Source organism: Agrobacterium sp. SOY23 (assembly GCF_027212525.1).
In the GTDB taxonomy this organism is placed as follows: Bacteria; Pseudomonadota; Alphaproteobacteria; order Rhizobiales; family Rhizobiaceae; genus Agrobacterium; species Agrobacterium tumefaciens_I.
In genome coordinates this window covers 669,665-684,421 of the sequence record NZ_JAPWDT010000003.1, presented here as the reverse complement: position 1 = coordinate 684,421, position 14,757 = coordinate 669,665, and the positions used below count along the sequence as shown (strand labels likewise).

Annotated in this window: 13 protein-coding genes; 2 read left to right on the top strand and 11 right to left on the bottom strand. The window is 59.5% G+C overall.

Annotated features, from left to right (window positions below; translation table 11 throughout):
• Window positions 1-35 precede the first annotated feature (35 nt).
• The 9 genes from O3S81_RS11925 to O3S81_RS11885 all read right to left on the bottom strand — a co-directional run bounded on the left by O3S81_RS11925 (window position 36) and on the right by O3S81_RS11885 (window position 10,078).
• Window positions 36-971: a LysR family transcriptional regulator gene (locus tag O3S81_RS11925; RefSeq protein ID WP_269343381.1), complete on the bottom strand. Its 936-nt coding sequence runs from the start codon at window positions 969-971 to the stop codon at window positions 36-38.
• A 308-nt stretch (window positions 972-1,279) separates the two neighbouring features.
• The gene (locus tag O3S81_RS11920) at window positions 1,280-1,909 is read right to left on the bottom strand and encodes a flavin reductase family protein (protein WP_269343379.1); all 630 of its coding nucleotides are present in this window, start codon (window positions 1,907-1,909) and stop codon (window positions 1,280-1,282) included.
• 328 nt (window positions 1,910-2,237) lie between these two features.
• A complete protein-coding gene (locus O3S81_RS11915; RefSeq protein ID WP_269343377.1) occupies window positions 2,238-3,305 on the bottom strand; it encodes a porin in 1,068 nt (355 codons plus the stop codon).
• Window positions 3,306-3,782: 477 nt separating this feature from the next.
• On the bottom strand, window positions 3,783-5,957 hold the full coding sequence (locus tag O3S81_RS11910) for a putative bifunctional diguanylate cyclase/phosphodiesterase (protein ID WP_269343363.1): 2,175 nt from the start codon (window positions 5,955-5,957) through the stop codon (window positions 3,783-3,785).
• Between the two features lie 219 nt (window positions 5,958-6,176).
• A complete protein-coding gene (locus tag O3S81_RS11905; protein ID WP_269343361.1) occupies window positions 6,177-7,112 on the bottom strand; it encodes a 2-hydroxyacid dehydrogenase in 936 nt (311 codons plus the stop codon).
• A 23-nt stretch (window positions 7,113-7,135) separates the two neighbouring features.
• Window positions 7,136-7,867 (bottom strand): amino acid ABC transporter ATP-binding protein, encoded by a 732-nt coding sequence (locus O3S81_RS11900; protein WP_269343360.1) that lies wholly within the window; start codon window positions 7,865-7,867, stop codon window positions 7,136-7,138.
• Entirely contained in the window at window positions 7,848-8,507 is a 660-nt protein-coding gene (locus tag O3S81_RS11895; RefSeq protein WP_065116844.1) for an amino acid ABC transporter permease, read from the bottom strand. Before O3S81_RS11895 ends, O3S81_RS11900 begins: the two co-directional genes overlap by 20 nt.
• Window positions 8,504-9,208: an amino acid ABC transporter permease gene (locus tag O3S81_RS11890; protein WP_003505665.1), complete on the bottom strand. Its 705-nt coding sequence runs from the start codon at window positions 9,206-9,208 to the stop codon at window positions 8,504-8,506. Before O3S81_RS11890 ends, O3S81_RS11895 begins: the two co-directional genes overlap by 4 nt.
• Before the next feature lie 66 nt (window positions 9,209-9,274).
• Window positions 9,275-10,078 carry a transporter substrate-binding domain-containing protein gene (locus O3S81_RS11885; protein ID WP_269343358.1) on the bottom strand — a complete coding sequence of 268 codons (804 nt, stop codon included), beginning with the start codon at window positions 10,076-10,078 and terminating at the stop codon, window positions 9,275-9,277.
• Window positions 10,079-10,373: 295 nt separating this feature from the next.
• On the opposite strand from O3S81_RS11885, the gene O3S81_RS11880 reads away from it, so the two are divergent.
• Together O3S81_RS11880 and O3S81_RS11875 are read left to right on the top strand one after the other, a co-directional pair.
• Window positions 10,374-10,694 (top strand): hypothetical protein, encoded by a 321-nt coding sequence (locus tag O3S81_RS11880; RefSeq protein WP_269343356.1) that lies wholly within the window; start codon window positions 10,374-10,376, stop codon window positions 10,692-10,694.
• 173 nt (window positions 10,695-10,867) lie between these two features.
• A complete protein-coding gene (locus O3S81_RS11875) occupies window positions 10,868-11,890 on the top strand; it encodes a LacI family DNA-binding transcriptional regulator (RefSeq protein WP_269343354.1) in 1,023 nt (340 codons plus the stop codon).
• A 110-nt stretch (window positions 11,891-12,000) separates the two neighbouring features.
• On the opposite strand, the gene O3S81_RS11870 is transcribed toward O3S81_RS11875, so the two are convergent.
• Window positions 12,001-13,029 (bottom strand): trans-3-hydroxy-L-proline dehydratase, encoded by a 1,029-nt coding sequence (locus O3S81_RS11870; RefSeq protein WP_269343352.1) that lies wholly within the window; start codon window positions 13,027-13,029, stop codon window positions 12,001-12,003.
• 10 nt (window positions 13,030-13,039) lie between these two features.
• Complete coding sequence (gene lhpI / locus O3S81_RS11865) at window positions 13,040-14,749, bottom strand: cis-3-hydroxy-L-proline dehydratase (RefSeq protein WP_269343350.1); 1,710 nt, start codon at window positions 14,747-14,749, stop codon at window positions 13,040-13,042.
• Window positions 14,750-14,757 lie beyond the last annotated feature (8 nt).

Sequence of the window (14,757 nt, the reverse complement as noted above, 5' to 3'; positions counted from 1 at the left end):
CTGCGTCGCCCGGAAGAATGGCGAGGTAGGCTTGATCAGGTCAATAATGTGTTTTCGTCGCCCGATAGGAAATTCCTATCAAAAGCCATCGCCGCAGCGCGCTGACGCGCCTCATGAAGAAGCGCGGAAACCAGTGGCGTGTGTGGCTCGCGATAAGTCGCGATCAGCCCCACCAGATGCTCCGCATCCGGCTCGGTAATCGGTATCATTCTGATCTGCTTTGGAAAACCAAATGATTCCGCTATGTTACGCGGCATTATTGAAGCCCATTGTCCGGTTCGGATATGGGAAAACAGCACAATCATGGAGTTGGACTCCAATGTCGGCTTCGCCTCCACACCCGCGTCAGCCATATGTTTGTTGATGATGCGGCGGTTCTGCATATCCGAAGTCAATAGGCATAACCTAAGACCCGAAACCTGTTTCCAGGTAACGCTTTCCTGATCGGCAAGCGGCGTTCCAGCTGCTGCAATCAGGTGATATCGCTCCGAATAAAGCGGCACCGTGGTCACTCGGCCAAGAGGTTCGTTGTCGAGGTAGCTGATTCCCGCATCGATCTCGAGGTTTTCGATCTGGCTCAAGACCTGAAGCGAGGTGCGTGATGTCACGGAAAAGGTCACATTGGGGTGCCGCGCCTGAAAGGATTCCGTCAATCGCGGCACCATTGCAAGCGCCGTCGGAATGACCGCAAGCCGGATATGGCCGGCCAGACCCTTACGCGCCGCCCGCATTTCCTCACGCATGGTGCGCGTATCGGCGACAATGCGACGCGCCCATTCGAGAACACGCTGGCCCTCCGGTGTCAGCCCCTGATAACGCGCCGCACGCACCACAAGAACGACACCCAGCTGGTCCTCCAGCTGCCGGATCGCGGCCGAGAGACTGGGTTGCGAAACACCACACTCCTCTGCCGCGCGGCCGAAATGCTCTGCGCGCGCCAATGCGATGAAAAATTCCAGCTTGTCGATCATGCGCCCTCCCGCGTGACTCGCGACCATGCGGACGGTGCGAGAAAAAGAACACTAAAGCGAGACGGAGAAGCCCGCAAAGGGATGCGGGTGTTTTCCTGCAAACTGTGCGCGGACGGCAAGACCGAATTCCCTCAAGCGCAGACAGTTACAGACGTCAACCTACTCTGGCGCACGGCAATCCGCTCCCAACCTGCTGCATTCAACCATGTGAGCCGTGCTCCAAACGGTGGGGATCGACACCCTGCCCTCTCATTCCGGGGCGTTTTCCGGCAGCGGGCAGAGACATCCGGCATTTCAGGTCAGAACCGTCACTCGCCATTCGGCTTGATGAAGTCGGTAATCGCGGGCGCCTTGAGGACGAACTGGCGATCCGAACTGACGTAGTTATCGGCGTGGAGGCGTGCGATCGGCTGGTATCGGTCCGGATCGACATAACGTCCTTCTGCATCAAGGCAATCTTTTTGGACGTGCATATGCACGACCTCCCCCAAAACCAGCGTGCGGCGCGGATAATCGATCAAACGCTCCACCCGGCACTCGAAGGCGCAGGGCGATTCCGCTGCAAAGCTCGCCTCGATCTTGCGGCAGGGAGAGGCCGTCAGCCGCGCCATGGAAAGTTCGTCAACCTCGCTATCGAAGCCGAGGCCACAGACAAGCATCTGCTCGGACAGAGCCATATCGACCATGTTGATGACAAATTCACCGGTGCGGCGAATATTGGCCATCGTATCCTTCTCCTCGCCCGTCACACGCGGCTGGATACCGAGAATGACGATCGGCGGGTCATGGGAGAAAACATTGAAAAAGCTCATCGGCGCGGCGTTGTTATGGCCTGCGGCCGAACGCGTCGTGACCAGCGCTATCGGTCGCGGGCCGATAAAATTCGTCAGCAAACGATAGCGGCTCTGCGGCTCGAGCGCGGTAAAATCGAATTCCATGATGGCACCTGAATTTATTGTATACAATAGTATTTCATATTGCAGACAATTTCTCAATCACCATCATCGCATGGTGGTCGATTTTTACTGCGTCGGCTGTTCTGATGCCAGGAGAGAACAGCAGGCCTCGTTGCATTTTCCGGCCTCATGGACGGGGCCGCCATCCACGCCTCGACTATCAGTCGCACATAAAAACTCCCCGACCTCAAGAGGGCGGGGAGCAAACCTGACATCATGTCAGGAACTTCGACTGGAGCTAGTCACTCACCCGTTCGAGAACGGGGTGGATCTGAGTTATCTAACCCGGTTATGCTTTTTGTATGGACTATTAGAACGCGCGCTCAAGGCGAACGAAACCGGTCCACTTATCACCGGCACCGCTGTCGATACCTTCGCGGCCATCCACGTCCTGATAGGTCACGGAAACCTTCGTGGAGAGGCCGGAAGTGATCTTGTAGCTGGCAGCTACACCGGCACGCCATGCATCGCGATCGCCAACGAAGTCGTTGTTGGCACCGATGTCGATCGTACCGAAGTACTGGAAGCCGGGGGTGATTGTCAGCTTGTCGGTTGCCTTGATTGCGTATTCAGCAGCAACAGTCCACTCGGACTCTTCGTAGTAGTAGTTGGCACCGGAAGCCCAGGCGCCGGAGAGGCCAAGGGTGCCCGGACCGATGTCAGCCGTGACGATGGCACGGATTGCACCGTTTTCCTGGTTCGTGTCGTAACCGCCGAGCACGTTGGCCTTAACGCCACCGAACTTGCCGCCAATGATGGCGCTGACGCCAACATCGTTCGTGTTGGTTTTGAACTTGCCGCCCTTCGTAACGCCGAGTTCGGACGTGCCCTTGCGCGAGCCTTCCAGTTCTTCAACGGCAGCGCCAACATAGAAGGAGCCGGCGTCGTAGGTGTAACGGATGGCGTTCAGACGGGTGCGGTTCGAGCTGAGCAGGTCGTACTCACCAGCGAGACCGTCATCCCACCAGTTGTAGTAGAAACCGACCTTCAGGCCGCCGAGTTCGATGAAAGCCTGATCGAGAACGACGTTGCGGTCGGTGTCGTTGTCAGCCTGACCGCGGAAACCGATGTAGCCGCGCAGAGCGCCGAGCTCGGTGTCGGTGCGGGTGTCGATGTTGAACTGGGCGCGGGTAAAGGAATCCCAGTCGGACGAACCGGACTGCTCACGGCCGAAATCGGTCTGGAAACGGATGTAACCGTCGAACTTCAGGCAGGTTTCGGTGCCGGGGATGTAGAAGAAGCCGGTGCCGAAAGCGTCGCAGACGCGGACATATTCCATGGGCTCGGGCTCGGCAGCGACGATAGCGTCAGCGGCCTGTGCGCCGGATACTGCCGCGAGAGCGGCAACGGAGCCGATCAGAAGGCTCTTGATGTTCATTTTTAATCTCCAGTCAAAAATTTTTCAACGAATGCGCAAATTTGAGGGCTGGTCTTTCCCTGCCGCCCGCTTCCCCGCGCAGATTCAGCAAATGACAGAAACCTCCGGAGACTCGCAATTCAAATCGGCAAAATACAAATACAATTAAAGTACACAATCCAATTGCGTAGTAAAATTACAACAAATTAACAGCTTAAAATATAGTATATTTGAATAATACATTCAAATAACGAAATACATTACTAAATATAATTCAAATAACGTTATAAATTACGAATATAGAAAATGACGTATACTCCCGGATCGGCAGCAGGATAGACAGGACTCGGCGATCGCACGTGGTGACGAAACGCGACGGTTCTCATTGTCAGACTGGATGTGAAGGCGGGTAATCGCCACGGCAATGCGGCGAGGAGATCCACCCACTCTTCCGGCAGGCGGCGTCTGGTCAAACTGGTGAAGGGACGTCGCGACGAACTATTGCGTAATGCTGGATGCGTCGGTGGGGAAGATCGTCGTCTTTCCCAGCATGTCTTCAATCACATCCGCGGGCGCCGGCCGGCTGAAATAATATCCCTGACCATAGGGACAGCCGGCGGCGCTCAGAAACGCCGCCTGCTCACCGCTTTCCACGCCTTCCGCAATGACATCGATGTCCAGCGACCCGGCAAGTTGGATCATGATCGAGACGATGGCGCTGTCCTTGGTTTTTTCCGGCAGGTTGGTCAGGAAGGAGCGGTCGATCTTCATGCATGAGAGCGGGAACGTCTTGAGCATGCCGAGACAGGAATAACCGATGCCGAAATCATCCAGCGCCAGGCTGACGCCCATCTGCTTGATGGCCCGCATGATCCGCACCGATGTTTCGACATCCTGGATGATGAGCGTCTCGGTGATTTCGATTTCCAGCAGGGAGGGTGAAAGGCCGGTTTCCTTCAGCACCGACCGGATCTGCTGCACCAGCCCGCCCTGAAATTGCCGGGGCGAGATATTGACCGCCATCTTGACGGGCGGCAGGCCGGCGGCAGCCCAGGCCTGCGCCTGACGACAGGCTTTCCTGAGGATATTTTCCCCCAGTTCCACGATCAGGCCGGTTTCTTCCGCAAGGCCGATGAATTCCGCAGGTCCCAGCAACCCTTCCACCGGATGCTGCCAGCGCACCAGCGCCTCCACACCGCTGATCCGGCCGCTGAGAAGATCGACCTGCGGCTGGAAATGCAGCACGAACTCGTCCTTCTCCACCGCCTTGCGCAACTCCTCGATGCGGGTGAATTTTTTCCTGAGATCGTCCGCCATGCGCGGTGTGAAGGTGGCGATGCCATCGCGTCCGTTATGTTTGGCCTCATACATGGCAAGGTCAGCCGCCGCGACAATTTCCGCCGTGGTTTCCCCATGTTCCGGGAAAAAGGCCATGCCAATGCTGCAGGTGACCTTGATATCGTAATTGCCGATGCGCAGCGGCTGCGAGACCGCGGCCCGGATGTGCTGCAGGCGGCTTTCGACATCCTCCCTGCGCTCTTCGAGAATGATGACGAACTCATCGCCACCGACCCTCAGCACGAGATCGTTTCGCCTGAGGCTTTTGGCAATACGCCCGGCGGTTTTCGACAGCAGCGCATCGCCGATGCTGTGGCCGAGCGTATCGTTGATCTGCTTGAAATTGTCGAGATCGAGAAAACCGATGCCGACCCTTCTGCCCGCCCTTGCCGCCGCCGCCAAAATCTCCGGCAATCGTGTATCGAGGAAACGGCGATTGGGTAGCCGGGTCAGCATATCGTGATCCGCTAGAAAGGCGATGTGTTCCGCCGCCCGTTTACGGTCAATCGCCAGACCCGCCATGCGCGCCGCGGCACCGATGAATTCCACCAGCGCCGCATCCGGTTCGCGGCCGGCCAGCATGCACCAGACGAAACCATGCGCCTTGCCTTCGCTGGCGGGAATATCGAAACTGAAGGCCGCGTTCTCGGCCTGCCGGGTGAGGCTTTCGGGATCGCTGACGGTGGAAACAAGCGAGGCCAGCTCCTCCTGCCGGCCAAGTGCGGGAGAGGCATAGAAAGAGGGCTCGCCTGCCGCCGCATCGAACACCCTGACCGCGCAGGCAAGCCCGGTGGCGAGATTTTCGATGGCCCTGACGAATTCTTCCAGAAAATCCTCGATACGCGCCGCCGCAACGATCATTTCCAGAATATGCGCCTGTGCCTGAAGCAGCCTTTCCGAGGCCTTTTTCTGGGTGATATCTCTGGAGGCCCCGACCACGCCGATGATGTTGCCGGCCTTATCCCTCAACGGCACCCGCGACATCATCAGCCAGCGGTCGATATCGCCGCGCATGGCGCGTTCCTCATAACCGAGATCTGGTTCCCCGGTGCGCATCACCCGCGCCTCGGTCTCGGGAATGCCGGCACGCCGCGCCGCTTCGCCATGAATATCGTAATCGGTGAGCCCAATCAGTTCCTCGACGCTGTCAAAGCCGTTTTCGGCGACGATGGCGCGATTGGCGAAAAGAAAGCGGCCCTCCAGATCCTTGGCATATATGAAATCCGGCACATGGTCGATCATCGCTTCCAGAAGCGTGTGCCGGTCGGAGGGACTGGTGTTTTCGGTCGTTTCAGCTGAGGCAGATGGCGTTACGCCGCGCTGTTTTCGCGACATGCGGTTCTCTACGGGTGTCTTCGGGCCTTTGGAACGCACCTCTCCGCCTCATCACTTCATAAGGAAGCGGAATAGTAGGATTATACATATTATATAATGATGAACGTCGAATAGAGATTAGGGGGCACTACCCCTTTTACCATCGACGGGCAGCCGACGGCATGAAACGAAACGGCGCGACAAAAGCCGCGCCGTCCGATGACTATAGGGAAAGAGGGCTTATGCCACCGGTGTCGGCAGGTCCTTGCCGGCAAAATGCGCATCGAGATTGGCAAGAACGAGATCGGCCATGGCGCGCCGTGTCTGGTGTGTGCCACTGCCCACATGCGGCGCGAGCGTGACGGTGTCGAAAGCGAAAAGTGCTTCCGGCACACGCGGCTCATCCTCAAAGACATCCAGCGCCGCACCACCGATGGCGCCACTGGAAAGAGCCTCGACAAGCGCCTTCTCATCAACCAGCGAGCCGCGCGCCACGTTGACGAGCACGCCCTGCGGTCCAAGCGCCTTGAGCACATCCGCATTGACGATATGGCGCGTTTCGGCAGTGGCGGCAGCGGCGATGATCAGCACGTCGCAATTGGCGGCCAGCGCCTTGATGCTGTCGTAGTAATCATAGGCGACATCGCGACGGTTTCTGGCGGTGTAGGAAATGCGCGCGTCAAAACCCTCGAGCCTTTTTGCGATCGCAAGACCGATGCGGCCGAGGCCGAAAATGCCGTAACGACGGCCGGTGACGCGGGTGGAAAGCCCCATATCGCCCTTCAGCCATTGCCCGGTGCGCACATGCTGGTCCGCCTGCGGCAACTTGCGCGCCTGCGCCAGAACGAGGCCGAGCGCGAGATCGGCGACATCCGCCGTCAGCACGTCAGGCGTATTGGAGACGCGGAAACCGCGTTTTTTGGCTTCGGCCAGATCGACCTTGTCGAAACCGACGCCGTTGATGGCGACGATTTCAAGATTGGGAAGCGTCGCCCCGATATCCGCCGGCAGGCCGATATGGCCGCCGGTAACGACGCCGCGGATCGCCGCGCCCTTTTCAGCCAGGAACGCCTCCTTGTCTGCGGCTTCGAACAGGCGATGCACGGTGAAGCGCTCAGCGAGTTCGCCTTCCAGTGCCGGGATGAGCGGGCACAATTGCACGATTTCAGTGGTCATGGGTCTTCCTTTGCGCCGGTGAGCTACTTCACATCGGCCTTGACGAATTGCCGGAGTTCCGGCGTTTGCGGATTGGCGAAGAGTTCCGACGAACGGCCCTGCTCCCAGATCTTGCCCTTGTGCATAAAGATGGTTTCAGTCGCCACGCGGCGCGCAAAGGCCATTTCATGGGTGACGAGGATCATGGTCATGCCGTCCTTGGCGAGGTTTTCCATGACGGTCAGCACTTCCTCAGTGAGTTCCGGGTCGAGCGCCGAGGTCACCTCGTCGAACAGCATCACCTTCGGCCGCATGGCGAGCGAACGGGCAATCGCCACACGCTGCTGCTGGCCGCCGGAAAGCTGGTCCGGGTAGGAATCGAATTTCTCCGACAGGCCGACGAGTTGCAGAACCTCGCGGGCGATATCCTTCGTTTCCGATTTCGCCACGTCCTTGACGATGCGTGGCGCAAGCATGATGTTTTCGCCGACCGTCAGATGCGGAAAGAGGTTGTAGCTCTGGAACACGATGCCGACATCGGTGCGCAGCTTGCGCAGCGCCTTGGCATCTTCTCCAAGGGTGTGACCTGCAATCTCAATGCGGCCGGAATTGATCTTCTCCAGCCCGTTCATGCAACGCAGCAGCGTGCTCTTGCCCGAGCCCGAGCGGCCGATGAGGGCGAAGACTTCACCACGGCCCACCGAAAGCGACACGCCTTTGAGGACTTCCAGAGCGCCAAAGCTCTTGTGAACGTTTTCAACGATTACTTCCGGCATGAAGCCTCCTTTCCAGCCAACGCGACAGCTGGGACAACGGGTAGCAGACGATGAAATAAAGCACGGCCACCGCGACGAAGACGCGGAACGGCTGGAACGTGGCATTGTTGATGAGCTGCCCCGCTCTTGCCAGTTCGACGAAACCGATGATCGATGCGATGGACGTATTCTTGACGACCTGAACGGCAAAACCGACGGTCGGCGGCAGGGAAATGCGGATCGCCTGCGGCAGGATGACGTAGCGATATTGCTGGGCGCGGGTGAGCGCCAGCGATTCCGACGCTTCCCATTGCTGCTTCGGCACCGCCTGGATGCAGCCACGCCAGATTTCCGCGAGGTAACCCGATGTGTAGATCGTCATCGAGGCGCCGGCGGCAAAGAGCGGCGGCAATTCCAGCCCGGCAAGGCTGAGGCCGTAATAGGACAGGAACAGGATCATCAGCACCGGAATGCCCTGAATGACCTGGATATAGGTGCCCGCGGCAATGCGCAGCAGCTTGTTATCCGAGGTGCGGGCGAGTGCGATGAAAAAGCCGACAATGCCGCCGCCGATAAGGGCAATGATCGTCAGAAGCACGGTCCATTGCAGGGCGGTCAAGAGGAAGCCGAATTCGTTCCAGCCGAAAGTTCGAAGAGTCATGACTGTACCTCCGGCATGGCGGTCATCGTCTTGCGGGCCACACGGCGGCCAAACAGCCACATGCCGACAAGGGCAAGGATGAGCCGCAGGCTGAGCGCCAGCGCAAGATAGATGAGCGTGACGACGATATAGACCTCGAAGGAGCGATAGGTCTGCGATTCCACGAAGGCTGCGGCGGCCGCAAGCTCATGGGTGGAGATGGCCGAACATATGCTCGATGCCAGCATCATCAGCACGAACTGGCTGCAGAGCGAAGGATAGACCTTGGCGATGGCCGGCACGATGATGACGTGGCGATAGATCTGGTACTTCGTGAAGCCCAGGGCCTCACCCGCCTCGATCTGCGACTTGTGCACCGCCTCGATGCCGGCGCGGATGATCTCCGTCGAATAAGCCGCAAGGTTGATCGTCATGCCGATCAGCGCCGCCGTATCTGCCCCGACACGAAAGCCGAGGCCCGGCAGGCCGAAATAGACGATGAAAAGCTGCACCAGAAACGGCGTGTTGCGGATCACCTCGACATAACCGTCGACGATGATGCGGACGATGCCGCCATTGATGGAGCGCAGCGAGGCTAGAAGAATGCCGAAAGCGCAGCCGAGCACGATGGACAGGACCGACAGCTTGATCGTCAGCCATATGCCATTCAGAATCTCATTCTGATATTGGGCGAGCGCGCCGAATTGGAATGTGTAGGACATGCGTCACTCCGTTGACATTTCCCGGCCCGCCGGAAGCCTTCCCGGCGGGCGCGTTGAAAGGCTCAATCAGAAGCTTGGCAATTGCGGCAGCGGACGGCCGGTCCACTTGACCGAGATACGGTCGAGATCGCCCGACATCTTCATGAGGTAGATGGAGGTGTTCAGCCACTGGCGCAGCTCGAAGTCCTCAAGCTTGGTCGCCATGGAATTGCCCTGCTGGAAGAAGGTGAACCCAACCTGCAGGCCGGCTTCCGGGCGCTGCTTGATGATCGCCTCACCCACCGTGGACGGCAGGGCCACGGCATCCACCTGACCGGCAAGCAATGCCTGGGCGCTGGTGGAATCGTCTTCGTAAACGACGATTTCAAGACCTTCGACATTGGCCTTGCGCAACGCGGTTTCCTGCGAGGAACCACGATTGACCGAAACGCGCTTGCCCTTGAGGCTGTCGAGATTTTCGAACTTCTGGTCCTTGCCGGAAATGATGTCCATGTTGAAGGCGCTGTAAGGCTGCGTGAACATCACGGTCTTGGCGCGTTCGCCGGTCGGGGCGAGCGTCGCGACAAGGAAGTCGACCTTGCCGGTCTGAAGCGCGGGAATACGCGCCGGCGGCGTCAACGGCACCAGTTCGACCGGCAGAGACAGGTAGGAACCGATGAGATTGGCGACATCGACGTCATAACCGGAAGGATTGCCCTTCTCATCCACCATGCCCATGGGCGGTGCACCGGTGAGAACGCCGATCTTGACCTTGCCGCGCGCCGTGATCTCGCTGATCGAGACGGCATGGGCGGATGTGCTGGCGGCAAGCGTTGCTGCGGCAACACCGACGGCAACGGTCATGTTCTTCAGAAATCTGGAAATGCTCATGGATTCTCCTCCAACCTTATAGTGGCTGCCCGAAGCGGAACAGTGGCCTTGCGCAAAGCGCAAAATGTTCTCGATAACATTTCAACGCGATTGACTAAAAACTCCTCCCAAGAAACAGCAAAAGCTCAAAACCGTCAGAATTTCCTATTAAATTCAGCGATTTCTGCTGGTTATCGATTTTCCTCTTGTCGACACCATTTCCCGTTCTTGGCAGGATCAATAATGCATGTTATCGGTATCATTGCAAGTCCGATCTACAGAACCGTTGCATCGGGCATTCATTTGGGAGGAAACCATGTATACGCGCTCGGCAATATTTGAAGGCACGATCCACCCCGGCCGGGAGGAGGAGTTTTTCCGCATCGTCGAGGAAAAATTGCTGCCCGTCTGGAAACGCATGCCGAACGCGCAGGCCGTGCGGGTGATGCGCACCAAGCGCACCGACCCTGACGCAGCGCCGATCATCATGGTGCAGGAAATCGATTACCCCTCCATGGAAGCGGTCGAAGAAGCGCTGGTCTCGCCGGTCCGTCTCGAAGGCCGGGTGCTGACGGACGAGATGATGAGCATGTGCGACGGACGGTTTTATCACCTCGTCTACCGCCGCATCGCATAAATCCGGTGCACGCCGCATCGATCTGCAATCAAGCGGCGTGCTTTCCCTGTTGATCTTCGTGTATGTCTTGTCCTGAACCGGTTGAAATTGTTGCCGGCTTAAAACTGGGGAGACATGCTTTGGTGGAGCGCACGCCCTTGGCCGCAGCGTTAGTCACGTCAAAAAAAGCAACGATGAGCGACGTCTCCAAACTCGCGGGCGTCTCGAAGATGACGGTATCGCGGGTGCTAGCCGATCCTGCGCTGGTGTCGGAAGAAACGCGCCAGAAGGTGATGAAGGCAATCGAGAAGCTCGGTTATGTGCCGGACCGGATCGCCGGATCGCTTTCATCCCGGCGCACCAATTTCATCACCGCCATCCTGCCGACACTCACCAACTCCAACTTCGCCGACAGCGCGCAAGGGCTCGCCAATGCGCTGCGCGCCGCCGACTACCAATTGCTGATCGGTTATACCATGTACGATCTGCAGGAGGAGGAGCGCGTCATCCGCACCATGATGGAGCGCCGTCCCGACGCCATTGTCGTCGCCGGCACGGTGCATACCAAGATGGCAAGCGAGGTGCTGATGCGTGCCGGCATTCCGATCGTCGAGATCTGGGACGTGCCCGAACACCCCATCGACCATGCGGTTGGCTTTTCCAACTACGAGGTGGGAAGAAACGCCGCCAAATATCTGATATCGCTTGGCTTCAAACGGATAGGCGCATTGGGCTCCAGGGCCGATGGCGACGTGAAGGACTGGCGCGGCGAAAGCCGCCTGCTCGGTTTTGGCGCAGCGCTGCGCGAAGCCGGCATTGCCGATGACCTCATCATCCGCGAGGGCAGCGCACCGGTTTCCTATGATCATGGGGCAAAGACGCTGGGCTCGCTGCTAGCAAAAGCGCCCGACGTCGAAGGTATTTTTGCGGTATCGGATATTTCCGCCGTCGGCGCGCTGATGGAATGTCATCGCCTCGGCATTCGTGTGCCCGAGCAGGTTTCCATCCTCGGCTTCGGCGATTTCGATATCGGCCGGCAATGTTATCCCGCAATTTCAACGATCCGCGTCGATGCGCAGATGATCGGGCGCAAGGCGGGCGAATTGCTGCTTTCGATCCTTGAGGCGGAAAAGGATGCCGCCATTCCCGAAGGAGCGCGGGTGGATGTCGGGTTCGAACTGATCGTGCGGGAGACGACCAAGCGAGCCGGCCTGTAGGGCTTTAACGAGTGAAGAACGAGCGGGTGCCGCTTGTTTCTTCTCCCCGACGGGGAGAAGAAACGGGCCGCACCGCCGTAGCATATCTCAAGATGCAGCCTGCGTGCGTACTACCTAGCACCCCACGTATCCGTCAGCCGATACCCCTCCGGCCACGGATCGGACGGATCGAGCATGTGCTGGTGAATGCCGGTGATCCAGCCACGGCCGGAGATTTCCGGCAGGATGGCCGGGCGGTCGCCGACCGTTGTCGTTCCGAGGATGCGGCCGGTGAAAGTCGAGCCGATCAGCGACACCGCCGTCAGCGTTTCACCCTCCTTCATCTCACCGCGCGCATGCAGCACGGCCATGCGGGCCGAAAGTGCCGTGCCCGTCGGTGAGCGGTCCACCTTGCCCGGCTGGATGGCGACGGCCGCCCCTGCCCTCAAGCCTTCGGCAGTGCGCTCCACCTTGCCGGCAAACAGGCAGAAGGAAAAATGTCGCCAGTCGGGGTTTTCGGGATGATCGAAACCCAGAGCCTTGTTGGCGGCATTGGTGATGCGCACGCCGAGGCGGGCAATATCATGCGCCTCTTCCGGTTTCAGTCTGAAACCCATCGCTTCGGCATCGACGATGACGAAGCTGTCGCCGCCATAGGCGGTATCCACCTTCAGCTTACCGAGGCCTTCGACCTCAAGTTCGGTATCGAGCTTTGCGGCAAAGCTCGGCAGGTTCTGCACGAAGATGCGCTCGGCCTTGCCGTTGCGGCATTCGGCGCGCACCTTCACCAGCCCGCCCGGCGCTTCCAGAAGCATATGGGTTTCCGGCTCCTGCATCGGCACAATGCCACCATCCAGCAGCACGGTGGAAACGCAGATGGAATTGGAGCCGGACATGGGCGGTGTGTCTTCCGGCTCCATGATGATGAAGGCGGCGTCCGCATCCGGATGTTTCGGCGGCACCAGCAGGTTGACGTGGCGGAAGACGCCGCCGCGCGGCTCGTTGAGCACGAAATTGCGCAGCGTCTCGTCACGAGCGATGAAACGGCTCTGTTCCCAGATAGTCTCGCCCGGCGGCGGTTTCACGCCACCGACAATCACATCCCCCACCTCGCCTTCCGCATGGGCGGAAATGACATGAACGGTCTTTATGCTGCGCATTCGAAACTCCTCAGGAAAGCCAGGATGGAAGGCGGGAACCCGCACGGCCGGTCAGTGCGCTTTCGACGCAATCGGCAAGGCTGCCGAAGCGAACCGCGCGGCCGCTGAGGCCCGGGCCGTAATGGGCGTATTTGCCGGAATTGGTCATCAGCGCGCGGGTTTTCGTCGGGAAAACCGGCTCGGAAATAGAACACCAGCAGAGATCCGGCAGCACCTGCACGCCGCTGTCCCTGAGGCTTTGCAGCGTGCCATCCTGCCCCGCCGCATCGATGACCTGCTGGCCGGCCGTGACGATGACGGCGACATCCGCATGGCGCTTGCGGCCGGCAAATTCAACGGCGAGCGCGCGGCACTCCTCCAGCGAGGCATGCGGGCTGCCGATGGCGACAAGCTGCACCTCTTCCGGTCCCTCATTCAGGAGCGACCAGCCAGCGGCCATATCGTCACGCGAAATGGTGACGGTCTCGGCGGTTTCGAGCGGTGCAAGCTCTGCCTCCGGCGTCACACCCGCAATATGCAGCATCGGCGCGGCGGAGGTGGTGCCGAAGGCGGCACAGAGCGCCTTCAGATCATCGCGCGACGGCCTTGCCGATGCGAGGCCGCGCAGCAGCGGAACGCAATCCGGCGCGGCCTTGCCGGCGAGATAACCGACGAGTGGCCAGAAGGCGTCGTCCACGCCCTGCGGCAAAGTCACATCGACAATGCGCTGCGGCCGCCGATTTTCCGTGAGATAGACACCCGAAAGCGGCGCCCTGCCCGTCATCGCGATGCAGAGATCGAGAAAATCCGGATGTTTGGCAGTTCGGGCACCGAGCACCGTATTGGCGAAGATCACCGCATTCGATTCGGCCCAGCCGATCGATTCGCCGGCATTCGGCGCGCTGTCGAGAAGGTAAGGCGAACAGGTGAAGGTGGGGCGACAGCCCATGCGCACATAGGCATCGGCCAGCCTTGCCGCCGGATCGCCAAAATCCTCCGGCACGCCCTGCGCGCGCCAATGCGCCTTGTCGACCGAAATGGCGTTCATGGTGGTCGGCACCCGCACCTTGCCGCCCATCTCCGCCATTTTTTCCGCAAAGGTGAGGTTGGCGGGGCTGGCATAGATGCAGCCATCGATATGGCCCTGGGTGACATCGACAAGCGCGGATGCCCCCTGCTGGGCGGCCATGGCGACGATGATGCGCATGGCCTGGCGCACGGCAACGCCGTCCCGTCCCTCCAGCATCGCACGGTCATCGTTCTTCAGGTCAAGATGGGCGGTTGCGGGCGGAGCGATCGCCAGCGAGACGCCGTCAGCCTCGATGGTGTTTTCGTCGACGCTGACATGTGCGGCACGGGAGAAGCGGGCGAAATTTTCCGCATCGAGCCGGATGACCGGCAGAGCCTTGCCGAACATTTCCGCCGCCACAAGCGCGCCGAGCGTCAGCACATCTTCAGCCTCGCAGAAAATCAGCGCCGAAGGCGCGCGGCCGGTGAGGATGAGATCGAGCAACACGCCCGAGCCGGTGCAGGAGCCACGGCTGGTCGGCATGAACAGCACGCCGCCGGTGAGACAGACGCCATGCAGCGGGTGATGCACATCGATCACCCGGCCGGTGGCGGGATCGACCCCGCCCCAGAAGCTCAACGCCTCGCTCGTGGCGGTGACCTTGCCTTCGGCCGCACCCGGCAGGATGCTGCGCGCCTCGGGAATAGCTGGTGTCGAAACGGCAGAAGACATTGAAAATC

Excerpts from the sequence above, each read along its gene's own strand:
- O3S81_RS11925 (WP_269343381.1), bottom strand. The coding sequence starts at position 971 with ATGATCGACAAGCTGGAATTTTTCATCGCATTGGCGCGCGCAGAGCAT.
- O3S81_RS11920 (WP_269343379.1), bottom strand. The coding sequence starts at position 1,909 with ATGGAATTCGATTTTACCGCGCTCGAGCCGCAGAGCCGCTATCGTTTG.
- O3S81_RS11915 (WP_269343377.1), bottom strand. The coding sequence starts at position 3,305 with ATGAACATCAAGAGCCTTCTGATCGGCTCCGTTGCCGCTCTCGCGGCA.
- O3S81_RS11910 (WP_269343363.1), bottom strand. The coding sequence starts at position 5,957 with ATGTCGCGAAAACAGCGCGGCGTAACGCCATCTGCCTCAGCTGAAACG.
- O3S81_RS11905 (WP_269343361.1), bottom strand. The coding sequence starts at position 7,112 with ATGACCACTGAAATCGTGCAATTGTGCCCGCTCATCCCGGCACTGGAA.
- O3S81_RS11900 (WP_269343360.1), bottom strand. The coding sequence starts at position 7,867 with ATGCCGGAAGTAATCGTTGAAAACGTTCACAAGAGCTTTGGCGCTCTG.
- O3S81_RS11895 (WP_065116844.1), bottom strand. The coding sequence starts at position 8,507 with ATGACTCTTCGAACTTTCGGCTGGAACGAATTCGGCTTCCTCTTGACC.
- O3S81_RS11890 (WP_003505665.1), bottom strand. The coding sequence starts at position 9,208 with ATGTCCTACACATTCCAATTCGGCGCGCTCGCCCAATATCAGAATGAG.
- O3S81_RS11885 (WP_269343358.1), bottom strand. The coding sequence starts at position 10,078 with ATGAGCATTTCCAGATTTCTGAAGAACATGACCGTTGCCGTCGGTGTT.
- O3S81_RS11880 (WP_269343356.1), top strand. The coding sequence starts at position 10,374 with ATGTATACGCGCTCGGCAATATTTGAAGGCACGATCCACCCCGGCCGG.
- O3S81_RS11875 (WP_269343354.1), top strand. The coding sequence starts at position 10,868 with ATGAGCGACGTCTCCAAACTCGCGGGCGTCTCGAAGATGACGGTATCG.
- O3S81_RS11870 (WP_269343352.1), bottom strand. The coding sequence starts at position 13,029 with ATGCGCAGCATAAAGACCGTTCATGTCATTTCCGCCCATGCGGAAGGC.
- lhpI (WP_269343350.1), bottom strand. The coding sequence starts at position 14,749 with ATGTCTTCTGCCGTTTCGACACCAGCTATTCCCGAGGCGCGCAGCATC.